This is a genomic window from Thauera butanivorans (genome assembly GCF_048398245.1).
GTDB lineage: Bacteria > Pseudomonadota > Gammaproteobacteria > Burkholderiales > Rhodocyclaceae > Thauera > Thauera butanivorans.
In genome coordinates, this window is the sequence record NZ_CP183038.1 from 4346607 (window position 1) to 4371344 (window position 24738).

A 24738-nucleotide genomic window follows, 5' to 3' on the forward strand; every position below is an offset into this window, starting at 1 on the left:
GCGACAACCGAAATGAAAGGCATCATCCTCGCCGGCGGCTCCGGCACACGGCTGTACCCCATCACCCGCGGTGTGTCGAAGCAGCTGCTGCCGATCTACGACAAACCGATGATCTACTACCCCCTGTCGGTGCTGATGCTGGCCGGGATCCGGGACATCCTGGTCATTTCCACGCCGGACGACCTGCCCGGCTTCCAGCGCCTGCTCGGCAGCGGCGACGGCTTCGGCATCCGCCTCAGCTACGCCGAACAGCCCAGCCCGGACGGCCTTGCCCAGGCCTTCCTCATCGGCGAGGAGCACATCGGCCAGGACAGCGTCTGCCTGGTCCTCGGCGACAACATCTTCTATGGCCAGTCCTTCAGCGCGCAGTTGCGGACGGCGGCGAGCCGGGACAAGGGCGCCACGGTGTTCGGCTACCACGTATCGGACCCGGGACGCTTCGGCGTGGTCGAATTCGACGAACAGGGCAAGGCCGTCTCGATCGAGGAAAAACCGGTTCGGCCCAAATCCAGCTATGCCGTCACCGGACTCTATTTCTACGATAACGACGTCATCGACATCGCCCGCGCGGTACGCCCTTCCGCACGCGGCGAACTGGAGATCACCGACGTCAACAACGCCTATCTGCAACGCGGCGACCTTCATGTCGAACTGCTCGGACGCGGCTTCGCCTGGCTCGACACCGGTACCCACGATTCGCTGATGGATGCCGCGGCCTTCGTGCAGACCATCGAAAAGCGCCAGGGCATGAAGATCGCCTGCCTGGAAGAAATCGCCTTCCGCAACGGCTGGCTCAGTGCCGATCACGTGCTCGCCGAAGCGAAGAAGCTGGAAAAGACCGGCTATGGCCAGTATCTGGCCCAGGTCATCCGCGAAACCCGGTGGAGCAAACCATGAACATCATCCGCACCGCCATTCCGGACCTGCTCATCCTCGAACCCAGGGTGTTCGGCGACAGCCGCGGCTTCTTCATGGAAAGCTGGAACCAGCGCACCTTCGACGAAGCAGCCGGGCGCCACGTCGCCTTCGTGCAGGACAACCACAGCCGCAGCCGCAAGGGCGTGCTGCGCGGCCTGCACTACCAGCTCGAACACACCCAGGGCAAACTGGTGCGCGTCACCCAGGGCATGGTCTTCGACGTCGCGGTGGACCTGCGCAGGAACTCCCCCACCTTCGGGCAACATGCCACGGCGCTGCTCGGCGGCGACAACCACCGCCAGTTCTGGATTCCCGAAGGCTTCGCCCACGGCTTCCTCGTGCTCAGCGAATCCGCCGACTTCCTCTACAAGACCACCGACTACTACCACCCGGCCTCGGAATGCAGCCTGCTGTGGAACGACCCGGCGCTGGCCATCGACTGGCCGCTCGCCGAAATCGGCGGCGCCCCGGAGCTCTCCGCCAAGGATGCGGCGGGGACGGCACTGGCGGACGCGCCCACATTCTAGCCAGGCAGCAAGCCTCCCCTCCTTCGGCTACCCTGTCGCCCGCCCCTGTACACACACCACCACCCGCACCATGCAAGAAGGCCATCCCGGCAAGCTTTCCTACCGACCGGACATCGACGGCCTCAGGGCGATCGCGATCCTGCTCGTGGTGGTCTTCCATTTTTTCCCGGCACGGCTGGCCGGCGGCTTCATCGGCGTAGACATCTTCTTCGTCATTTCCGGCTTCCTGATCTCCCGGATCATCTTCAGAAAGCTCGAAACCGCCGAATTCAGCTTCATCGAGTTCTACACTCACCGCGCCCGCCGCATTCTCCCGGCCCTCGTCACCATCCTGCTCGCGACCCATGCCGCCGGCTGGTTCATGCTGCTCCCGGATGCGTTCGGCAAGCTCGGCAAGCATGTCGCCGGCAGCGCGGCCTTCGTCCAGAACATCGTCCTGCTGCGAGAAGACGGCTATTTCGACACCGCCTCCGAACTGAAGCCGCTGCTGCACCTCTGGTCGCTGGCCATCGAGGAGCAGTTCTACCTCCTCTACCCCCTGATCCTCTGGGCCGCATGGCGCCTCGGCATCAGCCTTCCAGCCACCATCGGCCTGCTCTTCCTGCTCTCTTTCGGCCTCAACATCGCCTGGGTGGAACACGCTCCGGCACAGGCATTCTTCCTGCCCCTGACGCGATTCTGGGAGCTGTTCGCCGGCGGCCTGCTGGCCTGGCTGGCCGGTACCGGGCAATCCGCACGCCGCGCATCCGCCCCCGGCCTGCTCGATACTCTTGCCTCCGCGGCAGGCCTGCTCCTGATCGCCGCGACGCTCGTGCTCGTCGATCAGGACACCCCGTTCCCCGGGTGGTGGGCACTTCCCCCCGTCCTCGGCGCCAGCCTGCTCATCCTTGCCAGCCCCCGGACATGGATCAACGAGCACGTCCTCGGCAATCGGCTGGCCGTATTCATCGGCCTGATCAGCTACCCCCTCTACTTGTGGCACTGGCCCATCATCAGCTTCATCCGCATCGCCACGCCCGATGCGCCATCGCTCGCGATCCGCTGCGCGGGGCTGGCACTCAGCATCGCTCTCGCCTTGCTGACCTACATGCTGATCGAACGCCCCATCCGTTTCGGGTCCCGCTCCCGCGCTCCGGTCCTGCTTCTTTGCCTTGCACTGCTCGTCACCGGCAGTTTCGGCTACCACGCCCACCTGCGTCACGGCTACCCCGAACGCTACCCCGCCCAGGTCCAGGCCCTGCTGCAACCGGACGACTACGACACCTGGTTCGCCGCCGTACGTACCGGCCAATGCCATCTGCAAACAGCCGAAGCCAGCAAGCGCGCGGAAAACTGCGTGGAAACCCGGCGTCCTCTGCTCATGCTGTGGGGCGACTCCCACGCGGCCTCGCTCTATCCCGGCCTGCACCACCTGCAAGCCAGCCTGGGCTTCGGTATCGCCCAGTTCACCCAGGCAGGCTGCGGCCCGGTGCTCGACCTGCCCGTGCTGCTCCACAAGAAGAACTGCAACGCCCTCAACCGGCAGGCCCTCGCAGCCGCCCATGAACTCCAGCCCGACATCCTCATCATCCACGGCGCGTGGATGCATCCGCACTGGCCGATCGACATTCCCACGCTGAGGACAAAGCTGCAGATCACGCTGGAAGCGGTCCGGACGGCCCTGCCGGACACCCGGATCATCGTCCTGGGGCCGGTTCCGCAATGGCGCATCTCGGTGAGCAAGCTCATGTACGAAACATGGCTGCTCGACCCCCTCCACCGCTACCCCGGCCAATACATGCGCCACGGCCTGCTCGAAGAAATCGCCGGCTACGAACGCGCGATCGCCGAGACGGCGCACGGCGCCGGCGTCGATTTCGTCTCCGCCCGCGAACCGCTGTGCTCCGCCGAGGGCTGCATGACGCGGACCGGAGCGGAGATCACCGCCCCTTCCATCTATGTCGACTTCGGCCACCTCACGACCGAAGGCTCGATCCATCTCATCGAGGCACTGCGCAGCCGGATCTTCCAGGGCATCGCACCCCGCCAGGCACCGGCGGACCGCCCCGCGCTCACAGCTTCAGGCGCTTGAACAGCCGCTCGGGCACGCTGCACACCGCCAGCATGATCCAGCGCCAGAAACCCGGCACGTAGAACGTATCCCGGCCGGCCGCGATTCCACGCACGATCCGCCCCGCCACCGCCTCCGGCGTGGCCACCAGCGGCCCCGGCAGCGGAAGTCCGCGCGTCATCGGCGTATCCACGAAGCCGGGTTTGATCGTCACCACCCTCACGCCGCGCCTGAACATCCGGGCCCGCAACCCCTGGCAATATGCGGACACCGCCGCCTTGGCGCTGCCATAGACATAGTTCGAGCCCCGCCCGCGATCCCCCGCCACCGACGAGATCACCGCGATCGTGCCATGTCCCTGCCGCTCGAAATGGAGTGCAAGCCACCCGAGCACGCTGATCACCGAACTGCAGTTGACCGCATGCTCGCGCAGCGCCAGGCCCACGTCGCGCTCGCATTCGGCCTGGTCCGGCAGCGAACCATGCCCGAGCAGGGCAAGATCCACCTGCCCCAGGGCCGCAAACGCCGCCTCCGCCATGCCCTCATGGGCAGCAAAATCGGTCGCCTCCATGCAGTGAATGGACACCTCCACGGCCCCCCGCGCCCGCAGGTCGTCCCCCACCGCCTTCAGGCGATCACCATTGCGCCCGACCAGAAAGAAGGCCGCTCCCTCGGCGGCCCACAGGCGCGCGCACGCAACGACGATTGCCGAAGTCGCGCCGACCAGCAAGATCTTCTTCATCCCAGCACCCGCCTCCAGAAACGGGACATCAATCCCGGATCGCGCAGCGCTTCCAGCTTTTCCCAGCCGGGATAGGCCGCACGAAAATCCGCACCGCTCATGTGCGCATCCTTGGCCGGATACAGCCGCCCGCCAGCCTCATGGACGATGCGGTCGAGACGTCCGAGCAGCCCCTCCAGCTCCGGATTCCGGGCAAAATCGAGCGCCAGCGACGTCCCCTGCATCGGGAAGGACAACCATCCCGGAGAGCGCATCCCGCCGCAGCGCTTCAGCACGGCAAGGAAGGATCCCGCGCGGGAGCGCCCCACCTCTTCCAGCACCGCCCCGACCGCCATTTCCGCACTGGCCTCAGGCACCACGCACTGGAACTGCTGGAAGCCCTTGCGCCCATATATCCGGTTCCAGCTCCCGATTCCGTCCAGCGGGAAGAAGAACGGTTCGACTCCGGTTTCGCTACGCTCCCGGCCGGCCGGATGCCGATGCCAGTAGGCGAGATTGAAAGCCGCCACGCTCCACCGATTCACCAGCGATACCGGGGGCGTCCAGGGCATTTCCCACGATGCCCCCCTCGCCGCGCCACCCGCGCGCGCGCGCCCGGCAGCGGCATGATCCCCCCAGAACGCCACCCCGCGCCCGACCCCGCCACGCCGCGCCACGCAATCGACCCAGGCCACCGCATACTCGTGCCGCTCATCGTATTCGGCAGACAGCGCAAAGAATTCCGACAGGCTGCCGAAGCGCTGAGTCAGGACTTCGATCCGGTCCGAACCCACCGGCATCAGGCGCAACTCGGCCCAGAGGATCACGCCGCTCAGGCCCAGCCCCCCTACCGTAGCCGCGAACAGTTCGGGCTCCCGCTCCGGCGAGCAGACCACTTCCTCGCCATTGCGCAACAGCCCCAGGGCCGTCACATGACAACCGAAAGTGCCCCGCCGGTGATGGTTCTTCCCATGCACATCGTTGGCGATCGCCCCCCCCAGCGTGACGAAGCGGGTACCGGGCACCACCGGCAGGAACCAGCCGCGCGGCAGCGCGCAGGCCAAAATGTCCGCCAGCAGGATGCCGCTCTCCGCCCGCAGCACACCCCGCTCCCAATCCACTGCGACGATCCGGTTCAAGCCCGTCATCGCCAAGACGTGGCCGCTGTCGGCCAGGCAGCTATCGCCGTAGCTGCGTCCGTTGCCATAGGGCAGGCTGCTTCCCTTCGATGCCCCGGCCTTTTCCAGCATGCCCGCCAACTCGTCGGGCCAGGCCGGACGGTGCGCCATCTGCGGACAATCCGGATAACGCCCCCACGAATACAGTCCCCCCTTCATACCGCGACTCCGAAAATCATCATGAAAGCCACGCCGATGGCAATGCTCGTCCTGTCGCGCAAGGCGAATACCATCGGGTCGTCATGCATTTCCCCGCGATGGGCCAGCATCCACATGCGCGTCACCCAGAACAGCAGCAGCGGGCACGCCATCCAGATCAGCTCCGGGCTTGCGTAGGCTGCCGCTGTCGCAGGATCGTGGATGTACAGCGCCAGCACCAGCACCGACAGGTAGCCCGCCGCCGCCCCCAATGGCGCAAGCATTTCCAGGTCGCCGGGCAGATAGCTCCGCCCCCTTTCCCCGACATCCGCTCCACTGGCCCGCGCATCGAACAGTTCGGCATAGCGCTTCAGCATCGCCAGGCTGAGGAACATGAACATCGAGAAAGCCAGTATCCAGAAGGACAACGGCACTTCCGCCGCCGCCGCGCCCGCCACGATGCGGAACGTATACAGCACGGCCAGCGCGATCACGTCCAGCCCCATCACGCGCTTCACACGCAGGGAATACGCCAGGGTCAGCAGGTAATACCCGCCCATCGCCACCACGAACTGCCATGGCAGCAGCCAGGCCGCCAGGGCAAAGGCCGGCAGCAGCAGTGCCGGCGACAGCACCAGCCCGGCCACCGCCGGAAGCCTTCCCGCAGCGAACGGCCTCTCCCGCTTGCGTGGATGGCGCCTGTCCTCCTCGAGGTCGAGCAAGTCGTTCAGCAGGTACACACTCGAGGCGCACAGACCGAACAATACGAAAGCGACGGCCACGGCCAGCACGCGCGCCGGATCGTCGAAGACATGGGCGGCCAGCAAGGGAATGAACAGCAGGACGTTCTTCGCCCACTGGTGCATGCGCAAGGCACCCGCCCAGTCCCGCCACCCGCGGCCATGCCGCTCCGCCGACGCGCCGAGCACGCCGGCCACCCTGCCCTGGGCACGCGCGCGGCGCAGCAGCGCCTCGTCCGCATTGACCACATAGGCCTTGCGTGCGACCGACCACACCGGCAGATCTGCGGACGAATTCCCGGCGTAGTCGAACCCCCCCGCGTCAAAACGCTCGACGAGGCGGTCACGCTTGCGCTCCGCGGCAAGATTCTCGGCCTCGGTCGAAGCGATGACCTCATCGAAGCACCCCAGATGCCTCGCCACCGCTTCGGCCAGCGACACATGGCTCGCCGTCGCCAGCACCACCCGCCGCCCGTCGCGCCTGGCCTCGTCGATGAGCGCCAGTACGGACGGTTCGTATGGCAAGGTCGTCACGTCCACCCCCCCGCGCTCGGCCAGCCTGGCTTTCAGTACCGCCTTCCCCCGCCCCAGCCATACGAGCGGCCGCATCGCCTCCAGCGGCGCACGCCGCACGAAACGCAGGCCGCTCTCCACCAGCAGATCGCTGCGGATCAGCGTTCCATCCAGATCAACGACAAGGGGACAAGTCACACCACGCCCTCACAATGATCGAACCGGCAAGCAAGCGGCATTCTCCCGCATCAAGCCTGCCCATCACAGCCATCCTCGGCCCCTTGCGCAAGCGTCGCCAGCAAGGCCTCCACATCATGCAGGCACGCCTCTCCGGCAGCATTCGCGACGAGCACCGGCAGTCCGCAAGCCGCGGCCTCGGCAACACCGCCATCCCGGCCATCCGGCCCCGGACAGCTGAAATACGCATCGGCGGCCAGCAGCCAGCGTTCGAAATCCCCCTTCTCGCGCATGAACAGATGACGCCCGGCCAGCGGCAGGCGCAGCACGTCGCCCGCGGCCTCGGCCCAGGCGGCATCCGGCACACCCAGCCACACGAAGACCACGCCATTGCGCACCGCCGCCACCGACTCCGCCGCGCGAGCAAAGTTCACGAGGCCTTCCTCCCCCTTGCCGCCGCCCATGCCGACCACCAGGCGGGCCGCATCCGGCACCCCCAGGGCATCGCGGCAGGCATGGCGCAGTTCGGCACGCCGCCGCCGGGCCGCCTCGCCACCGCCGAGCGCGCCGGCCCAACGCCCTTGCCAGTCGCCCACGGCGCCGCGTTCCGCGCGCGCCTCGCCCGCGACAGCACGCGCGGGCGGCGCATCCCCCTCGGCGCCGGCCCGCGCCGGCGCCGGGCCGCGCGCACGGCGCAAGGCTTCCGCCAGCGCACGCAGCGGTGTGGTCAGACGCCACGAAGTCGACGCCCGCAACGCCCTTGTCTCCTCCTCGGCCCGGTCCAGGCGCTGGCGCAAGGCCCCGGCTTCGGCACGCGCCGCGGCCAGTGCTCCCTCCAGGGTCTCGACGTGGCCGCGCACCCCGGCATCGGCGGCCTGCCATGTCCGGTGCACCTCATCCAGCTCCCGCACGCGGAAATCCAGCCAGGCGCGCGCCTCGCGCACCCCCGCGAATGCCTGCCACAACAAGGCCGGCGCCCCCCGCCCCCGCCCCCGCCCCGGCGCCGGGACCGGGATCGGCAGCAAGGCATGGTAGTCGGCCGCCATCTGCGCCGCCGTCCTCACCGGACGCCCGCGCAGCAGGGCCGCCGCGTCCGCCACGCGCTGCGGCTCGGCCGCCAGCGCACGCAGGGTTTCGAGCATCGCCGGCGCGCTCGGCGGCACCAGCCATCCGCTCACCCCGTCCTCGATGCGCTCGGCGAATGCGCCCAGCCCGGTCGCCACCGCCGGCACCGCCAGTGCCTGCATCTCGCTCAGGGTATAGCTGAAGGACTCCGGCAACACCGCCGGCAGCAAGGCGCAATCGGCGCCGAATGCCGCCACGTGCGCCGCCATCTGCATCGGCCCGTATTCGGTCACCACACGCACGTGCGGCAGATGGGCGAAAGCCGGCCCGGCGTCGCCGCTGCCCAGCAGCAGCACATCGGCAAAGCCCGCCAGCCCGGGCAGCAGCTCACGCACCAGGCCCAGGCCCTTGTGCGGCGACAGGCGCCCCGGTATCACCACCCTCAAGCGCCTCCCTGCCCCCCGCTCCGGCATGCTCCGTGGCACGAGCGGAGGCGGACACAGCGCCAGGCCATGCGGCACCAGGTGCCAGGGCTTGTCCGCCAGCTCGGGCAGCAGGGTCCGGTAACGTTCGAACACCGAGCGGGTCGGCGCGGCCACCGTCACGTTCTGCCCCGCCAGAGCCCGCGCAAAGGCCTCGCGCAGCGCCAGCCACGCCTGCGGCGAAGCCTGATGCCAGAACATGTTCAAGCGGTTGCCGTCGAAGCAGCGGGCCATGCGCGCACCATCGCATTCCACGCAGGCTCCGTCGTACCAGCCGAACAGGGCCGGGCAGAACGGAAACAGGTCGTGCATCACCAGCACCGCCGGCCTGCCGCCATCGAACGCTTCCAGCGAATGCCCGACCAGGGACGACACCACCACCACCTGCACCGCGCAGGCATCCAGCACCGCATCGAACACCGCCCGCCACCCGGCATGGCTCACGGCACAGAAAGCGATCGGCTCGTCGAGATCCCAGGCCAGCAGCGCGGCATCGGAAACCCCGGGTTCCAGCAGTTCCAGCCGCACCCCGGCCTCATTACGCCCGGTGCGCGAGCGCAGGCACAGATGCCGCGCCTGCGTATCCGCCGCCGCCATATCGCGCACCCAGCGCTCCGTGCCGCCCCCCCAGCCATGCAGCAGGTGCAGCCACACCGGCCTTTCATCCGCTGCCGGCAAGGGCGCCGCCCCCGCCGGGCAGCGCTCCATCCCCGCATAACTGCGCAGCACACGCGGCGCCATCGGCGGCAAGGCGCCGCGTACCGGCTCGGCGGCCCGCTCGGCGCGCAAGGCCGCTTCTTCCGCCCCGCCCAGCGCCACGCGCGCGGCATCCACCGCGTCGCGCAGCGGCCGCAGCGGGTCGGCGGCGATGAAGGCACGCACCAGCTCGTCATATTCCGGATGCAGGCGGCGCAAGGCCGCGGCACCCGCAGCCATCAGCGCCTCCCGCCCCGGGCCGAAACTCACGCCCCCCTTGTGGTAGACGAAGACATCCGCACACAGCAGATTGCGCCAGCCAGCCTTCACCGCGCGGCGGCACAGATCATTCTCCTCGCCGTAGCCCCTGCCGAAAGCCGCCTCGTCCAGCACCCCGACCCGGTCGAGGCAGGCACGCCGCAGGAACATGCAGAACCCCACCCCGGTCGGCAGGTCGGCTGCCACGCCCGGCAAAGTGCGGGCGAACAAGGCATCGAGCCCCGCCAGCCCCAGGGTGCCCGGCAGTTCCCCCGTCCAGCCCTCGAAAGGGTAGGAGCAAATCGTCGCGTTGTTGGAAAAAGGCGTGATCGTTCCCGCATCCGGATACGCCGCCGCGCAGCGCAGCAGGCGCGCCAGCCAGTCGCCCGCCACCTCGGTATCGCTGTTGAGCAGCACCACGTCACGCTCCGGGTGCATGGCCAGCGCCCGGTTCACCGAGCCGGTGAAACCCAGGTTGCGCCCGTTGCGCAGCAAGGTGATGCGTCCGGCAGCCGCCAATTCGTCCAGCCATGCGGACAGCGCCGGCTCCGGCGAGTGATCATCCACCACCACCAGCTCATGCGCGGCGCCGCCACCGGCGAACACCGCCTCCAGGCAACGCCGCACGAACGCCTCGCCGGCGTACACCGGGACAATCACATCGATCAAGATTCGCCTTCTCCCGCAGACCGCCCACCCCGCGACGCACGGTGACCGCCCGCGCTCCAGTGGCAAACCCGTAATGATACTCGCCCATGTCAGGCTGACGGCCCGCGGCTCCCTGATCGACAGCCCGGCGGGCCTTCTATACACTGCGCCGCACCTCCCGCCCTCGCCGTTTCATGCCATCCCGCCTCGCCCGCGCGCTCCTGCACCTCGCTCTGCTCCTGACCGCGGCCTGCATCTTCGTACCTTTCCTGCCCACACTGGCACGCGACGGGCTCGACGAATCGTGGATGCTCGGCATGAACACCGCCCTCGCCGAAGGGCTGGTCCCGGGGCGCGACATCGTATTCACCCTCGGCCCCTACGCTGCCATCTACACCCGGAACTACCACCCGGCCACCGACGCCGGCATGCTCTGGGGTTCGCTCTTCCTCGCCCTGTCCTTCGCCTTCGTGCTGCAGCAGCTATGCAGGCGGGCCACCTGGCCGCAATACCTGCTGGTGCTCGCCGTGTTCGCCGGCATCGCCTACTCGCGCGACGCCCTGCTGCTCTTCATCCCGCTGCTGGCGGGTGCCTACGCCTACGACCTCATCCGCCGCGGCACGCGCGACAGCCTGCAGGCGCCCGCCACACTCGCCGCGCTCACCCTGGCCTACGCTCCGTTCGGGCTGCTGATCCTCGTCAAAGGCTCGATGCTCGTCGCCTGCCTGGTCACGCAAGCGCTGAGCATCGCCCTCTTCCTCGCCCGGCGCCAGATGCGTGCCGCGCTGACCGTCCTGCTCGCCCCCTTGCTGAGCCTCGTGCTGTGCTGGAGCCTCGCCGGCCTGCCCGTGGCCGCCCTGCCCGACTACTTCACCACCCTCCTGCCCATCATCTCGGGCTACACCGAGGCCATGTCCTCATCGGGACCGCTGCCCGAGGCCGTGCTCTACCTTCTCATCGCCGGCGCACTGACCGCATGCCTGGCCATCAATGAAAGAAAACACGGCCTCGCCGCCGCCTGTTTCGTCCTGGCCTTCGCCGCCGCCGCCTTCCTTGCCTTCAAGGGCGGTTTCGTCCGCCATGACGGCCACGTCGGCCACGCCCTGCTCGCAGCCTGCCATCTCGTGCTCGCCGCGCTGCTGGTCTACCTTCTGACGCCTTCGCGCACGGCCCTCGCGCTCGTGCTCGCCAGCCTCCTGGCCTGGCTCGGCAGCAGCGTGCACCACGCCATCCCCCGCGCCAGCTTCGCACTCATCCCGCCCACTTTCGTCATGGCCGACAGGCTGCTGCTGCAAAAGCAGCTCGAAACCGGCGAATGGGCAGCCGCGGCCCGGCTCACCCTCGCGGCCGGTGCCCGTCATTTCGTCCACAGCGTCCGCGCCACCTACGGGGAAGCCGCGCATGGCCTCGCCCTCCGCCTCGGCAGCGGCCCGGGCCTCGCCGAACGCCACGCCGAACGCATCGCCGCCATCGCTGCCCACGCCAGCCTGCCACAGTTGCCCGGCAGCACCGACATCTATTCCTTCCGCCAGACCCGGCTGATCGCCTCCGGCAACCAATGGAACCCCCGCCCGGTCTTCCAGAGCTACACCGTCTACACGCCGGCACTCGCCGAACTCAACCGCCAACACCTCACCGGCGAACGGGCTCCGGACAATATCCTGCTGCGCCTCGAACCCATCGACGACCGCCTGCCCGCACTCGAAGACGGCCCGAGCTGGCCAGCCTTGCTCACGCACTACGCCCCGGCAGGATTCGACAACGGCTATCTGCTGCTGAAGAAGACACGGCAAGCCGCATCCACCCCCACCGCCCCGCCGCCTGCCGGGCATCACAGGCTGGGCCAGCGTATCGAACTGCCCGATGGCGGTGCGCCGCTGTTCGCACGGATCCACACCCGGCCCAAGCTCGCCGGGCGGATCATCGGCACGCTGTACAAGACGCCTCCACTGCGCATCACCCTCGAACTGCACAACGGCAGCACACGCGACTACCGCTTCGTCGCCGGCATGGCGCAGGCCGGTTTCCTGCTGTCCCCCTTCATCGGCAGCGCCGCCGACTTCGCCCGCCTCTACGACCGCAGGCAGCTACCCGCGGGTCTCGGCGTCAAGGCCATCACACTGAATGGCGACACGCGCCTGTGGCAGGAAAGCTTCGACATCGAACTCACGCCGCTGGCACTGCCGGCCACGGCAGCCATGCCGCAACTGCCCGGCCTGGCCATGCCGCAGCCGCTGCCGGCACATCTGCGCATCCAGGATGCCGCGCACTGCGACGGCAACCTCGGCCGCCTCAACGGCATGCGCCCGCATGCCGCACAGATCGTGGATGGCCTGCTGCACGCCTCCGGCTGGCTGGCCCGCTCGGCCCCGCTCGGCGAGCCGGCGCACGGCATCCAGCTCATCCTCACCGACGCATCCGGACAGCATCTTCGCCTGCCGACCCAGCCCGACCCCCGGCCCGACATCGCCGCCTATTTCGAGCATCCGCAACTCGCGGACAGCGGCTACATCGTCGCCGCCGATCTTCGCAGCCTGCGCGGCGACTACACCTTGCGCGTCGCGCATGAAGACGGCGGCCTGATCCAGCTCTGCCCTGCCCCGGCGATTCCCCTGCACCTCACCGGCACAGACGGCTGAAGGCAAGCGGGCGCCACCGGTGGCGCCCGCTAGAACGGACCGTACTCCACCACCCGCTGCAGCCAGTGCGCCTTGCCCGCATCATCCGGCTCGTTGCGCCAGATCACCATCACGTGCGGCACGCCGGTATGGCGGAAACCGACCCGCAGATCGACCTTCTCCGCCTGTTTGTTACCGACATAGCCCCAGATGCCGATCAGGTCCCGGGGCAGCAGCGCGATGCTGGCGCCCAGCAGCAGCTCCGCCACCCCGCCCCTGGCACGGATCACATCCCGGTCGGATGCCGGGACGCGCCTGTAGAGCCGCTCGTCGATGACCAGGCCGCCCCCCATCGCCTGCGCCTCCCAGATTTCGAAGTGCACATAGCCCAGCGGCAGCAGCCCGCCCGCGTCGTCCCTGTAGAAAGCGACGAAATGCTTCGGTGTGGAAGGAAACGAATCCGTTCCGAAGCGGCGCCGGAACAGGTCGCCGACCAGGAAATCGGCATCGGCCACTTCCACCACCCGGAACAGCGCATCGAGATCCCGTGCCGGCACGGCCGGCGAAGGTGCCGCCGCGGCAGGAAGGGGCTCGACGGCAGAAGCCGCCTCCTCCCGGGTTCCGGGCAGCAGCCTGCCCACGCGTGTCCACCAGTTCATCCTGTCCGCCTCATCTTTCCCCGCGCTCCACCGCATCCAGCAAGGCCGCGAATTCGGCCGGGGTGCGCCAGTGCCAGCCGCACACGAAGCGCGGAATGTCCCACAGCGGCGAAGCGGCATCCACCGCCGCGCCTCCGGTGCCGAAAGCCGCGCGCACCCCGACGCGCGCGCCATGCTCCGGCAGATACTCGTCGCGCACATAGGGCGGCACATGGCCGTAAGGATAGGCGAACAGCGGCAGGGCCCGCCCACCGCACAGGCGGTCGATCTCGGCCTGTGCTTCGGCGATCTGCCCCTCGGCGTCCCCGAAGGTATTCACATGGAAGAAGGAACCCTTGAGGTTGTCGCGCTGGCGCACGGTCTCCAGCGTGTCATGCACATGGTCCCAGCCATGATTGCCGATACCCAGCACCTTGCCCGCCGCACAGGGCGCCCACCAGTCGTCCTCCCACTCCCCCCGGCCCGAACCGCAGGCCGCGTCCAGCCCCTTGCGCGCCTCTGCCGATGCCAGCACGAAGGACACCGCCATCGGCCCCGTTCCCAGCACCTCGATCCGCGCCCGGTTCAGCACCGTATGCATCGACGGCACGAGCACACCGTCCGCACCCGGCAGGTCGCGGTAGTCATGGTCGCGCCCGTCGTCGAAGCTCAGCCCCACCAGCCTGCGGCCGGCCAGTTCGCTGCCCGGCCGCTCGCCGCGCAGCACCTCCACCAGCATGGGCAGGGGCAGCACGGCATACCCGTGCTGCGCAAGCCAGGCCAGGTCCGCCTCCAGCGCCACATGGTCGTTGCCCTGGTACTCGGCCCCTTCCATCGTCCAACTGTGATAGCACAGCACCGGCACCCGCCAGGCCGGGGGCACTTCCGGCTCCCGCCGCCTGCCGAGCATGCGGCGCATCAACGCATCCAGCATTCCTCACCCCGCTCCGCCCGTCTCCGCCGGCAATGGCTTGCGGAAACACAGCAACGCATTGTCATCCCAGGCCCAGGTCTGGTTGACCTCCCACAAGCGGCGCACCGCCTGCTCCAGCGCATCCACGCGCAAGCGCTCGGCCTGCAGCTCGCTCCGTGTCGCCAGCCCCAGCCTGGCCAGCAGCCGGCGTCGCCAGCCGGCGGGCGCCACCGGCTGCGGGGCGGCCCCGTCCAGCGGCGGCTCCAGGCTGAAGGGCACCACGCGGCGCCCCGGTACACGCTGGCCATCGTACTCCAGCACCAGCCCGCAAGCCGCGGCCATCACCGTAACCAGGTCAGGATGGTAGAAGCGCACATGCTCGGGATCGCGCCAGAAACCCAGCAACTGGCTGCGGATCGACTCCGGGTCGGGAAACACGAACACCGCCAGCCCGCCCGGGCGCAGGGCGGCGGCCGTGCGGCGCAGCAGCAGTTCCGCCGCCTGCACCGGCAGATGTTCGATGAAATGCGAGCAATACACCCCGTCCCAGCACGCATCCTGCCCGGCGAGGAAATCCAGTGCATCCGCCTCGACCACCTCGTGGCCCAGGCTGCGCGCAAAGCGCGCGCTCATCGCATTACGCTCCACGCCGGTCGCTGCCAGCCCCTGCCGCGCCAGCACCTCCAGAAACACGCCCGTCCCGCAGCCCAGATCCAGCACCCGCCCGCAGCCCGCGAAATGCGCCGCATAACGCTCCTGCATCGCCAGCAGCAGGGCATGGTCCCGGTTGCCGAACGCATAGGCCTCGTAGCCGAAACCCTCTGCGGGCAAGGGCGCGGCGGCGGATGATGCCTGTCCCGCCGGCGCGCTGCGCAGCGCCACGCAGGCGGGCAGGCCCGGCAGCAGGGCGCGCAAGGCTGCTTCGTCGGCATCGTTTAGAGGCGGCAGGCAACGCGACGCCGCCCCCAGCAGGCCGCCCAGCCAGCGCAGCGAAGCCGCGTCCCGCGCCACCCGTGCAAGCTCGGGCCAGCGCACCGCCACCTCGAACCCCAAGGCCAGCGCCACCCGCGCAAGCTCCGCCGACACGCCCGACAAGGCATCCACCTCCACGCCGCGCGGCCTCGCGCCCAGCAGGATGCCGACGAACTGGCGCAAGGGCTCGAACGGGGCGAAGCACGCGCGCAGCGCCACCTCGTCGCCGGTCAACGGAAAACGGCGCTCCTCGCCGCCGGGCAGATGCCAGCACATCACGCGGCCTTCCGCCACGACCTCTTCACACACCCGCAGCATTCGCACTCCCCGCACCATGGCCGGCAATGCTACTACAATCCCGCATTTGCCCTGCCGCGGCACCTCTCACATGACCACCGCCCAACTCCTCGACGCCGCCCGCACACTGCTCGCCGACGGCCAGCGCAGCCAGGCCGCCGCCTGTCTGCAAGCCGTCCAGCGGCTGGAACCCGGCAACCTGGATGCGCAGAACCTGCTCGAAGAACACAGGCTGGACGGCGCCCTCGGCCACGCCTTCGGCCTGGAAGGCCGCATCCACCCGGACGACGACATCTTCCGCTTCTTTGCCAGCCACCCAAGCTCGACCAACCCGGTGCGCGACTACCTCGCCGACGGCTGGCGCACCCTGGCCGAGCTGCGCGAGCTGCACGAAAGGCTCGATCGCAAGCTCGGCGCCACGCCGCGTTTTCTCGAATTCGCCAGCGGCCACGGCCGCTTCACCCGCCATCTGGTCAAGGCCCTCCCGCCCGGCAGCCTCGCCGTCTCGGACATCCTGCCCGGCAGCACCGAATTCCTGTGCCAGACCTTCGGCGTCCGGGGCTTCCCCTCCTGCGCCGAGCCCGAAGACCTCGACACCCAGGGCGAATACGACACCATCTTCGTGCTCTCGCTGTTCAGCCACCTGCCCGACGGCCTGTGGCAACGCTGGCTGGCACGCCTCCATCGCGCGCTCGCACCGGGCGGCATGCTCATCATCACCACGCACGGCGAATTCTGCGCCAACCTCGTCGGCCTCGAACTGCCGCCGGAGGGCTACCACTTCATCGGCAGCAGCGAATCCTCGCTGCTCGACCCCAGCCTGTATGGCAACACCTTCACCTCTCCGGCCTACGTCCGCGCCGCCATCGACGGCCTGGCGGAAAAGCCGGCCCGGGTGGAGCACGTTCCGGCGCTCTTCTGGAGCCGGCAGGACGCCTGGGTCATTCAGCGGAGGTGATGGGGGGTGATGGGTTTCGCTGACGCTCTACCCATCCTACCTCTGGCTACCCATCCTACCTCTGGCCGACGGGTAGGATGGGTAGAGCGGAGCGAAACCCATCACGCAAAACCTCGCGCCTGACCACGACAGCCATCCCCCTTGGCGCCATCCCCCCTCGCACCATCACCCCGCACCCGCCGCATCACCCGCCCTGGGCGGCCCTCACTCTCCTGCCCGGGCCGCCTGCCGCACCCACTCGTCCTGGTGGCGGTCGCTCAGGATGCGATAGCGATTGAGCGCATCGACCACCTCCCGCGAACGGGCCTGCCCCAGGCCCTCCGCGCTCTCCATGCCGGTCTCGTCGCCGCGCAGGCGTATCGTCCCTTCGCCATCGGGGCAGAACACATCCACCAGGTCGCGGGTATCGCCGCGGGCGTGGTACAGGCAGCGGGGCTGGCTCTGTTCCGGCACCAGCATGTCGCGCACGCCATGCCGGCCGCAGAACTCGTCGGCCGTCGCCCTGTCGAGCGTATCCAGCAGATCGGCCTGGTGGAAAGGCAGGCCCACCTCACCGGGCGTCACGCCCTTGCCCGCCCAGAAGGCCGGAATCCGCGACAACACCGCGCGGCCCAGCAACTGGCGCTCGGCCACGCCCACCGGCACCATCGCGCGATGGTCGCTGACCACCAGCAGGCTCCCGTGCTCGAAGTAACCCCGTGCCTGCAAGGCACGGTAGAAGGCCGCCGCCTGCGCGTCGGTGTAGCGGAACACGGATTCCGCATCGCGCGCACCGGTGTGGGGGTGGACATGCGGATGGTGGGACGACACCGTTTCGATCACCACCAGGTACGGCTGGCGCTCCGGCCCCTCTTCCAGCTCGTCCAGGTGCGCCAGCACCCGGCGGTACAAGGCCTCGTCCGGCGCGGCTTCGAAATGCAGCCTCGGCAAGCCGTCATAGGCCGGGTGGTCGTGGCCTTCCACATAGTGGAAGCCGACGTCGCGCGCCCACTCGCCCTTGCGCGTGAAAGCCAGGTTGCCGGTCGTCAGGAAGGACGCATGGTAACCGCGGGCACCCAGCAGGCGCGGCAGGGTGCGCTCCAGCCCCCAGGCCGTCTCGAATGGACCGGAATGGAAAAACGGTTTCACCGGCGAAACCAGCTCCTTCCCCGCCAGCAGCGCCATCAAGCCCTCGTTGGTGGTGAAGCCCGACGCCTGCATGCGTGAGAACCAGGCATTGTCGCGAGCGATCGCATCCAGTTCCGGCGTCCAGTCGTTGAGCCCGCCGAACAAGGCGCTCTGGTAAGGCGACCACGACTCCAGCACCAGCACGATAAGGTCGTCGCGCTCCCCGCGCCCCGGGCTGCACTGCAGCGCGGGCGCCGGCGCGGACAGCACCGCCCGCACCGTCTCCTCGCCATACGGCCGGGCAACGCCGGTATTCAGGTTCTCCGCCAGCACATTGCGCAAACCCCAGTCATGCACGTACTGGCCGGGAAAGACCACCTGCCCGGCGACCACACCCGCCACCGGCAGCGCCATCAGCGCCATGCCCACGCGGCCGCCCAGGCCGCGCAGCGACGGCCACGACAGCATCAGCAGCAGCAGCACCCCCGCGCTGCCCGCCGCCAGCCACACCGCCTTGCCGGCCAGGCCGGTGTTCTCCACATGCTTCTTCAGCAGCGCCGGGTCGGCGCCGAACTGCATGACGTCGCCAAAGCGCAGGCGGGCAAAAAACTCGCGGAACACGGCGATATCCACCGCATACACCAGCAGGCCGAACAGCGCCAGCAGGCGCAGCACCAGCGCCAGCGAGCGGTAGCGGAGGCGGAAACCCAGCAGCAGCAGCAGCAGCACGCCCGACAGATAGCTCATGTCGTGCACCACCAGGCTGCGATCGAAACAGCCGTTGCACCCCACCGCCCCGCCGAAGGCCTGGCCCACATGCTCCACACGCGCCGCAAGCAGCACGAACACCAGACCGACGGCGCCGCCCAGCAGCAGCCAGCCGACGATTTCCCGCAGCACGGGCCATGCACGCATCTTCAACCTCATTCTTCCAGCCACCTGTGCGGCAGGCGGCACAAACCCATCTCGCGCGTCTGCCCGGTCACCACCAGCGAGCGCGACACTTCGTCGAACAGGCGCAGGCCCTCGGCATCCATCGCATGGCCGCGCACGGTATAACGGCCGGGCAGCAAGGGCAGGTCGGGAATCTCGAGCGAGAACGCGAACAGATTGCCGCCCAGCGCGCGCAGCACGTGGCCGTCCATGTCGGACGACAGGCCGTAGATGGACGAACCGTCGGCACGCACGAAACCGACGGCCACCACCGGCGGACGGCCATCCGGGGCGAACACCGTGCCACTCACCACCAGGCGGCCATGCATGGGCAAGGCCAGTTCGGAGTCGTCGACGCCATTGAGCCGCAGCGAGCGCACCGCGTGCAGCCCCGCGGCCTGCATTCCCACGCCGGGCCGGGCCTGCGCCAGGCGCGCCTCGTGCCAGCACAGGTAATCGCGCGTCACGGCCTGGGCCTCGCCATAGGCACGGATCGCGCCCTCATGCACCCAGGCCGCCTTGCTGCACAGCTTGTCGATGTGGAACATGCTATGCGAACACAACAGCAAGGTGCCGCCCTCGCCCAGGTAATCCTCCATCCAGGCCGAGCACTTGCGCTGGAAGGACTCGTCGCCCACCGCCAGCACCTCGTCGGTGATCAGGATGTCGGGCCGCACGCAGGTCGCCACCGCGAACCCCAGGCGCACCACCATCCCGGACGAATAATGCTTGATCGGCTGATCGATGTGCTCGCCGATGTCGGCAAAGGCCAGCATGTCGTCCAGCCGCGCACGGATCTCGTCGTCCCCCAGCCCCATCAGCGACGCGGCCAGGAACACGTTCTGCCGCCCGGTGTATTCGGGGTGGAAGCCTGCACCCAGCTCCAGCAGGGCCGACACGCGGCCATTGATGTACACGCTGCCGCTGCTGGGGCGCACCACGCCGGCAATCGTCTTCAGCAGCGTCGACTTGCCTGCGCCATTGGCGCCCACCAGGCCCAGCGATTCGCCGCGCCGCACCTCCAGGTCGACGTCGCGCAGGGCGTGGAAAGGGTTGGCATAGGCGCGGCCGGCCAGCAGGCGCGCGATGGTGCGCAGGCGCCCGCTTCCGCCCGTCTCCATCGGATACTGCTTGCACACGCCGCGCAGGCGGATCAGCACCTCGTCCGCCATCACAGGAAATCCTCGAAGCGGGCGGACAGGCGGGTGAACACCCAGCGCCCGGCCCACAGCAGCAGCAGCGCCAGCAGCGCCATGCCGAGCAAGGAAGCGATCTGCCACTGGCCCTGCAACAGGGCCGCACGCAGCGGCTCCAGCGCATGCATCATCGGATTCAACCCCATCCACGGTGCGAAAGCCTCCGGCACCATGCTCATCGGATACAGCACCGGGGTGGCATAAAAGCCCAGCATGAACAACGGGCCGAGCATGTGATCGACGTCCTTCAGCACCACCTGCATGCCCGAAGTCAGCAGCGCCAGGGCCAGCGCCAGCACGGCCAGCACGGCCCAACCCGCCAGCACCAGCGGCAGCGTCGCCAAGTGCAGGTTCTCGCCCCACAGCGACAGCGCCGCCAGCACCACGCCGAAACCGGCCAGATGCACGGCGAAACTGCCCGCCACCGCCGCCATCACCAGCAATTCGCGCGGGAAAGCCACCTTGCGCACCAGGTCGGCATTGTTCACCACCGCCACCGTGCCGCGCTGCACCCCTTCCTGGAACGCCATCCACGGCCACAACGCGCAGGCCACAACGGTGACGTAGCTGTTGCCACCGAGGTCGGGCAGCTGCACGCGGAACACCAGGCGGAAGACGAAAGCGTAGATCGCCAGCAGCAGCACCGGCTGGATGAAAGCCCACAGCGCGCCGCCCATCGTGCCGGCATAGCGCGTACTCAGTTCGCGGCGCAGAAAACCCAGCAGCAGGCTGCGGCGGCGCCATACGGAACGGAACAAGGCGGTGCGCCCCCTAATCAGCGCGCCGTGCCGGCACAGGCGCCACTACGCAGGCCAGAGAAACTGGACACGGCGGTACGCACTCTTTGGAGACGGAACACGGGTACATGAGGGGGAATCCGGCGGGAAAGGCGGAATTGTACAAAAAACAGCCGGGTTTCGGCGCGGCAGGGCGATGGAAGCCGGCGTGATGGAGCCGGGGGCGCGCGATGGGTTTCGCCTTCGGCTCTACCCATCCTACGGGTTCCACGGGTTCCGTATTGGGTAGGATGGGCAGAGCGCAGCGAAACCCATCACCCCATGGCGGAGATGCCGCAGCGGCCCCTCCGCCCACCTGGCCACAGCCTCAGCCCTCCGGCCCGATCACCCCTTCCAGGCTCTCCACCGTCAGCACCGCCTCGATCCAGCCTTCCAACTGTTCCAGCGGTGCCGATGCCAGCCGTACCTCCGCCCAATCGGGCAATGCGCCAAAACGCAGCCGCAGCAGACGGCTCAACATCCGCGCAGCTTCGGTCTGCTTTCCTTCCTGACGCCCTTCCTGGCGTCCTTCCTCGCGCCCCTGCTGCCTCCCCTTGAGTGCGCTTTCCTGGCGGATGCCATCCAGCCATTCGTCGATGCGTTCAGCAAGCATGGTGTCGATCTCCCGCAAATCCTTGGGCATTTGGATAGTCTGGCCCGGATTCAGTTTCGACAGGATAGTGCGCTGGTAGAACACCGTAAAGGCGCGGCGCAGGCTGTCGAAGCCGGAGCCTTTGAGCAGCCGGATCAGCGCCCGGGTCGTCTCGAGGATGACTGGATCATCGGGCAGGTGGGTTTCCAGTTCGATCAGGCGCGCCATCAGATTGTCGGACAGGCGCTTCAACGCCTCTTCCGGCACTCGCCCTTCGTCGAGCAGGTGGTGGCGGAAGCGCGGACTCCAGCGCGCCAGGCTGCCGGGCGCGGCGATCAGGTCTGCGACTTCGACACTTGCTTGCCATCTGGCCTTGCCGTTGTAGATCACCACCGGAAAGACCGGCGGCAGCTTGCCGCCGGGTTCGACCTGTCCGCTCTTGATCAGATCCTGGTACAGCAGGCAGACGTAGGTCAGCAGGCGCAGCGCCATCCACGGGTCGGTCCTGCTCTGGAACTCGATCAGCAGGTACAGATAGAGCCATTCCTGCTGTCCGTCGGGCAAATTCAGGCGAACGCGCCACAGGATGTCGTCGCTGCGCTGCAGGAGCTCTTCGCTGACGTAGTGGCCGTTGGGTTTTTCTAGGGTAGCGAAGTCGATCTGTGCCACCCAGTCCTCATGCACGAAGCCACGCAACAGCGCTTCGACCATAGCTGGGTCCGAGAAGAGCTGCTTGTACAGGCCGTCGTAGGGGGTGGAAGACATTTTAGCGCATTGTCATTGGGTGGCTGAATTATGCCATTGAGAAAATCAGTCGCAAACCTGGATGCGAAATTCTTGTCATCGGGGAGATGAGCTTTGCGCATGATCAGGCGTGCCAATGATGCGCTCGGTGTAATCCTGGATGGCTTGATGGCACTGAATCAGCTCCGGAACCAAGGCGCGTGCTTTGGAAAGTGCAGTGGCCAGTTCTGCCAAATCTTCCACGTATTCATGCACGAGGCGGTTGCGCAGCATCCGCGTCGCCAGCCAGGCATTCGCGTCAGTGACGAGCCCCAGCTTTTCGGCTCTGTTCTCGGCTTGCCCAGAGCCGTGCCGCTTCGCTCGCCTGTCGCGCATGAAAGCTGGCAGCAGCTTGTCCATTGTGGTGTCCTGCAGGCCGAGGAAGGCTTCACCATCGACGAAGCCGCCCTCGCCGCCGCGCTGCAAAGACGCCGCAACGCCGACGCCCCCGCGAACCGATGGGTTTCGCCTTCGGCTCTACCCATCCTACGGGTTCCGTATTGGGTAGGATGGGTAGAGCGCAGCGAAACCCATCGGTTCGGCTTCATCCCGGCACACCTGATTTGCGTGGAGAATCACCAATGGCATAATCAGCCGATCTGATGACGCTGTTCTGCCATTCCCGCCACGCCCTATGACGGCCTGTACAAGCAGCTCTTTTCGCATCCGGCGATGGTCGAGGCGCTGCTGCGCGGCTTCGTGCACGAGGACTGGGTGGCCCATGTCGACTTCGCCACACTGGAAAAGCCCAACGGCCAGTACGTCAGCGAAGAACTGCTGCAGCGCAGTGACGACATCCTGTGGCGGGTGCGGCTGAACCTGCCCGATGGGCGGGGGGAATGGCTGTATCTGTTCCTGCTGATCGAGTTCCAGAGCAAGACCGACCCGTGGATGGCGCTGCGCCTGCTGACCTACGTCTGCCTGCTGTACCAGGATCTGATCAAGAGCGAACAGGTCGAACCCGGCGGCAAGCTGCCGCCGGTCTTTCCGGTGGTGATCTACAACGGCAAGGCCAGATGGCAAGCCAGTGTCGAAGTCGCAGACCTGATCGCCGCGCCCGGCAGCCTGGCGCGCTGGAGTCCGCGCTTCCGCCACCACCTGCTCGACGAAGGGCGAGTGCCGGAAGAGGCGTTGAAGCGCCTGTCCGACAATCTGATGGCGCGCCTGATCGAACTGGAAACCCACCTGCCCGATGATCCAGTCATCCTCGAGACGACCCGGGCGCTGATCCGGCTGCTCAAAGGCTCCGGCTTCGACAGCCTGCGCCGCGCCTTTACGGTGTTCTACCAGCGCACTATCCTGTCGAAACTGAATCAGGGCCAGACTATCCAAATGCCCAAGGATTTGCGGGAGATCGACACCATGCTTGCCGAACGCATCGATGAATGGATGGAAGGGCTGCGTCAGGAAGGGCGTCAGGAAGGACGGCAGGAAGGGCGGCAGGAAGGCAAACAGAGCGAAGCCGCCCGAATGCTGGGCCGCCTGTTGAAGTTGCGTTTCGGCGCCCTACCCGGCTGGGCGGAGGCGCGGTTGGCGCAGGCGCCGCTGGAACAACTGGAAGGCTGGATCGAGGCGGTGCTGACGGCGGAGAGCCTGGAAGGGGTGATCGGACCGGAGGCTTGAATCTGCCGCAGGGAGCAATGCGGGAGGCCGCGCAGTGAGCCGGGGAGAAGCCGGCTGATTGCGCGGCTTTTCATTTGAACGCAGACCGGCAATCGCGAGCCTCGCGGGATGTGCCGAATGGGCCGGGCCGCGCAGGCAGAGCGCAGCGACATCTGTCGGTGGGGCGCCATTCGCCATTCGTTGGAGTGATGGGTTTCGCCTGTGGCTCTATCCATCCTGCCCCGCTGGTTGATGGGTTTCGCCTACGGCTCTACCCATCCTACGCCGCTACCTCACTGGCTGATGGGTTTCGCCTGCGGCTCTACCCATCCTACCCATGGGGGTGGGGTAGGATGGGTAGAGCGTAGCGAAACCCATCAGTTTGCGGGCGCTTCGATGCTGCGGAGCTTTTCGAGGGCGGCGGCGAGGGCGGCCTCGTCGATGGTGAAGCCTTCCTCGGCATGCAGGGCAAGGACGTAGTCGTTGCGGGCCTTGTTCTTCAGACGAGCAGCGATACTGGCTTCGAGGGACTCACGGACTTCGTCGAAGGTACGCTGGCCTTCGTCGCGGCGGGCTTCGAGGCGGATGATGTGGTAGCCGAAGCGGGTTTCGACGAGGTCGGACAGTTCGCCCGGCTCCTTCAGCGCGAAGGCGGCGTCCTCGAATTCCTTGACCATGCGGCCACGGCCGAAGAAGCCGAGGTCACCGCCTTTTTCGGCGTTGGATTTGTCGATGGAAAACTCGGCGGCCAGCGCGGCGAAGTCCTCGCCGGCCTTCAGGCGGGCGAGCACGGCTTCGGCCTGGGCGCGGCCCTTGTCGTCGACGCAGGCACAGGACGGCAGCAGGATGTGGCGGGCATGGACTTCGTCGCCACGGCGGAAGCGTTCGGGGTAGGCACGGTATTCCTCACGCGCGAGTGCGGCAACGGCGGCGGGGTCGGCGGCGGCATCGGCGATGCGGGTCAGCCAGGCGTCGAGCAACACCATGTCAGCGGCCTGGCGGGCGCGGGCAGCCAACACCGGATCGGCATCGAGCTTGTCGGCGCGGGCGCGTTCGGCCAGCACGCGGCGGGTCAGCAGGTCGGTGGCGAAATTGCGCGCGGAGTCGGGCTTGTCCAGCACGGCGGCGCGCAGATTCGGCGCCATAGTGGCGAAAGCGGCCTCGAGTTCGACGGCATCGACATGCTGGTCATTGTAGGCGGCCACATCCGCGGCAGCGGCAGGCAGGGCCAGCACAAACAGG

Annotated in this window: 19 protein-coding genes; 6 read left to right on the forward strand and 13 right to left on the reverse strand. The window is 67.9% G+C overall.

Features of this window, described 5'->3' with window-relative positions; translation table 11 throughout:
- Positions 1–12: 12 nt before the first annotated feature.
- The 3 genes from rfbA to ACNQFN_RS21015 are packed head-to-tail and all read left to right on the forward strand — an operon-like array spanning position 13 to position 3516.
- Positions 13–897 (forward strand): glucose-1-phosphate thymidylyltransferase RfbA, encoded by an 885-nt coding sequence (rfbA, locus tag ACNQFN_RS21005; RefSeq protein ID WP_418647458.1) that lies wholly within the window; start codon positions 13–15, stop codon positions 895–897.
- Complete coding sequence (rfbC, locus tag ACNQFN_RS21010) at positions 894–1445, forward strand: dTDP-4-dehydrorhamnose 3,5-epimerase (protein ID WP_418647459.1); 552 nt, start codon at positions 894–896, stop codon at positions 1443–1445. Before rfbA ends, rfbC begins: the two co-directional genes overlap by 4 nt.
- Entirely contained in the window at positions 1405–3516 is a 2112-nt protein-coding gene (locus tag ACNQFN_RS21015; RefSeq protein WP_418647460.1) for an acyltransferase family protein, read from the forward strand. Before rfbC ends, ACNQFN_RS21015 begins: the two co-directional genes overlap by 41 nt.
- Here ACNQFN_RS21015 and ACNQFN_RS21020 read toward each other — a convergent pair.
- The 4 genes from ACNQFN_RS21020 to ACNQFN_RS21035 are packed head-to-tail and all read right to left on the reverse strand — an operon-like array spanning position 3497 to position 10123.
- On the reverse strand, positions 3497–4237 hold the full coding sequence (locus ACNQFN_RS21020) for an SDR family oxidoreductase (RefSeq protein WP_418647461.1): 741 nt from the start codon (positions 4235–4237) through the stop codon (positions 3497–3499). The genes ACNQFN_RS21015 and ACNQFN_RS21020 overlap by 20 nt on opposite strands.
- Positions 4234–5553 carry an FAD-binding oxidoreductase gene (locus tag ACNQFN_RS21025; protein WP_418647462.1) on the reverse strand — a complete coding sequence of 440 codons (1320 nt, stop codon included), beginning with the start codon at positions 5551–5553 and terminating at the stop codon, positions 4234–4236. The genes ACNQFN_RS21020 and ACNQFN_RS21025 overlap by 4 nt, the downstream gene beginning before the upstream one ends.
- Complete coding sequence (locus ACNQFN_RS21030) at positions 5550–6983, reverse strand: UbiA family prenyltransferase (RefSeq protein WP_418647463.1); 1434 nt, start codon at positions 6981–6983, stop codon at positions 5550–5552. Before ACNQFN_RS21030 ends, ACNQFN_RS21025 begins: the two co-directional genes overlap by 4 nt.
- A 50-nt stretch (positions 6984–7033) precedes the next feature.
- Complete coding sequence (locus tag ACNQFN_RS21035) at positions 7034–10123, reverse strand: glycosyltransferase (RefSeq protein WP_418648942.1); 3090 nt, start codon at positions 10121–10123, stop codon at positions 7034–7036.
- Positions 10124–10305: 182 nt separating this feature from the next.
- Between ACNQFN_RS21035 and ACNQFN_RS21040 the strand changes: the two genes are divergently transcribed.
- The gene (locus ACNQFN_RS21040) at positions 10306–12750 is read left to right on the forward strand and encodes a hypothetical protein (RefSeq protein WP_418647464.1); all 2445 of its coding nucleotides are present in this window, start codon (positions 10306–10308) and stop codon (positions 12748–12750) included.
- Between the two features lie 29 nt (positions 12751–12779).
- Here ACNQFN_RS21040 and ACNQFN_RS21045 read toward each other — a convergent pair whose 3' ends face one another.
- From ACNQFN_RS21045 to ACNQFN_RS21055, 3 genes are read right to left on the reverse strand one after another with little or no spacing between them, the layout of a single operon-like run.
- Positions 12780–13388, reverse strand: a complete 609-nt coding sequence (locus ACNQFN_RS21045; RefSeq protein WP_418647465.1) for a hypothetical protein — start codon at positions 13386–13388, stop codon at positions 12780–12782.
- 10 nt (positions 13389–13398) lie between these two features.
- Positions 13399–14301 carry a hypothetical protein gene (locus ACNQFN_RS21050; protein ID WP_418647466.1) on the reverse strand — a complete coding sequence of 301 codons (903 nt, stop codon included), beginning with the start codon at positions 14299–14301 and terminating at the stop codon, positions 13399–13401.
- Between the two features lie 3 nt (positions 14302–14304).
- The gene (locus tag ACNQFN_RS21055) at positions 14305–15570 is read right to left on the reverse strand and encodes a class I SAM-dependent methyltransferase (RefSeq protein ID WP_418647467.1); all 1266 of its coding nucleotides are present in this window, start codon (positions 15568–15570) and stop codon (positions 14305–14307) included.
- A 70-nt stretch (positions 15571–15640) separates the two neighbouring features.
- Between ACNQFN_RS21055 and ACNQFN_RS21060 the strand changes: the two genes are divergently transcribed.
- Positions 15641–16507 carry an SAM-dependent methyltransferase gene (locus ACNQFN_RS21060; RefSeq protein WP_418647468.1) on the forward strand — a complete coding sequence of 289 codons (867 nt, stop codon included), beginning with the start codon at positions 15641–15643 and terminating at the stop codon, positions 16505–16507.
- A 204-nt stretch (positions 16508–16711) separates the two neighbouring features.
- Here the strand turns inward: ACNQFN_RS21060 and ACNQFN_RS21065 are convergent, their stop codons facing one another.
- The 5 genes from ACNQFN_RS21065 to ACNQFN_RS21085 form a co-directional block, all read right to left on the reverse strand.
- Positions 16712–18529, reverse strand: a complete 1818-nt coding sequence (locus ACNQFN_RS21065; protein ID WP_418647469.1) for an LTA synthase family protein — start codon at positions 18527–18529, stop codon at positions 16712–16714.
- Between the two features lie 8 nt (positions 18530–18537).
- Positions 18538–19719 carry an ABC transporter ATP-binding protein gene (locus ACNQFN_RS21070; protein ID WP_418647470.1) on the reverse strand — a complete coding sequence of 394 codons (1182 nt, stop codon included), beginning with the start codon at positions 19717–19719 and terminating at the stop codon, positions 18538–18540.
- The gene (locus tag ACNQFN_RS21075; protein ID WP_418647471.1) at positions 19719–20501 is read right to left on the reverse strand and encodes an ABC transporter permease; all 783 of its coding nucleotides are present in this window, start codon (positions 20499–20501) and stop codon (positions 19719–19721) included. The genes ACNQFN_RS21070 and ACNQFN_RS21075 overlap by 1 nt, the downstream gene beginning before the upstream one ends.
- 346 nt (positions 20502–20847) lie before the next feature.
- A complete protein-coding gene (locus ACNQFN_RS21080; RefSeq protein WP_418647472.1) occupies positions 20848–21876 on the reverse strand; it encodes an Rpn family recombination-promoting nuclease/putative transposase in 1029 nt (342 codons plus the stop codon).
- A 75-nt stretch (positions 21877–21951) separates the two neighbouring features.
- Positions 21952–22254, reverse strand: a complete 303-nt coding sequence (locus ACNQFN_RS21085) for a hypothetical protein (RefSeq protein ID WP_418647473.1) — start codon at positions 22252–22254, stop codon at positions 21952–21954.
- A 258-nt stretch (positions 22255–22512) separates the two neighbouring features.
- Here ACNQFN_RS21085 and ACNQFN_RS21090 point away from each other — a divergent pair, with 258 nt between their 5' ends.
- Positions 22513–23517: an Rpn family recombination-promoting nuclease/putative transposase gene (locus tag ACNQFN_RS21090; protein ID WP_418648943.1), complete on the forward strand. Its 1005-nt coding sequence runs from the start codon at positions 22513–22515 to the stop codon at positions 23515–23517.
- A 356-nt stretch (positions 23518–23873) separates the two neighbouring features.
- On the opposite strand, the gene ACNQFN_RS21095 is transcribed toward ACNQFN_RS21090, so the two are convergent.
- Positions 23874–24701 carry a peptidylprolyl isomerase gene (locus tag ACNQFN_RS21095; RefSeq protein WP_418647474.1) on the reverse strand — a complete coding sequence of 276 codons (828 nt, stop codon included), beginning with the start codon at positions 24699–24701 and terminating at the stop codon, positions 23874–23876.
- Between the last annotated feature and the right edge of the window lie 37 nt (positions 24702–24738).

Excerpts from the sequence above, each read along its gene's own strand:
- ACNQFN_RS21065 (WP_418647469.1), bottom strand. The coding sequence starts at position 18,529 with ATGCGTGCATGGCCCGTGCTGCGGGAAATCGTCGGCTGGCTGCTGCTG.
- ACNQFN_RS21025 (WP_418647462.1), bottom strand. The coding sequence starts at position 5,553 with ATGAAGGGGGGACTGTATTCGTGGGGGCGTTATCCGGATTGTCCGCAG.
- ACNQFN_RS21055 (WP_418647467.1), bottom strand. The coding sequence starts at position 15,570 with ATGCTGCGGGTGTGTGAAGAGGTCGTGGCGGAAGGCCGCGTGATGTGC.
- ACNQFN_RS21050 (WP_418647466.1), bottom strand. The coding sequence starts at position 14,301 with ATGCTGGATGCGTTGATGCGCCGCATGCTCGGCAGGCGGCGGGAGCCG.
- ACNQFN_RS21020 (WP_418647461.1), bottom strand. The coding sequence starts at position 4,237 with ATGAAGAAGATCTTGCTGGTCGGCGCGACTTCGGCAATCGTCGTTGCG.
- ACNQFN_RS21060 (WP_418647468.1), top strand. The coding sequence starts at position 15,641 with ATGACCACCGCCCAACTCCTCGACGCCGCCCGCACACTGCTCGCCGAC.
- ACNQFN_RS21040 (WP_418647464.1), top strand. The coding sequence starts at position 10,306 with ATGCCATCCCGCCTCGCCCGCGCGCTCCTGCACCTCGCTCTGCTCCTG.
- ACNQFN_RS21070 (WP_418647470.1), bottom strand. The coding sequence starts at position 19,719 with ATGGCGGACGAGGTGCTGATCCGCCTGCGCGGCGTGTGCAAGCAGTAT.
- ACNQFN_RS21015 (WP_418647460.1), top strand. The coding sequence starts at position 1,405 with ATGCGGCGGGGACGGCACTGGCGGACGCGCCCACATTCTAGCCAGGCA.
- rfbA (WP_418647458.1), top strand. The coding sequence starts at position 13 with ATGAAAGGCATCATCCTCGCCGGCGGCTCCGGCACACGGCTGTACCCC.
- rfbC (WP_418647459.1), top strand. The coding sequence starts at position 894 with ATGAACATCATCCGCACCGCCATTCCGGACCTGCTCATCCTCGAACCC.
- ACNQFN_RS21085 (WP_418647473.1), bottom strand. The coding sequence starts at position 22,254 with ATGGACAAGCTGCTGCCAGCTTTCATGCGCGACAGGCGAGCGAAGCGG.
- ACNQFN_RS21080 (WP_418647472.1), bottom strand. The coding sequence starts at position 21,876 with ATGTCTTCCACCCCCTACGACGGCCTGTACAAGCAGCTCTTCTCGGAC.
- ACNQFN_RS21045 (WP_418647465.1), bottom strand. The coding sequence starts at position 13,388 with ATGAACTGGTGGACACGCGTGGGCAGGCTGCTGCCCGGAACCCGGGAG.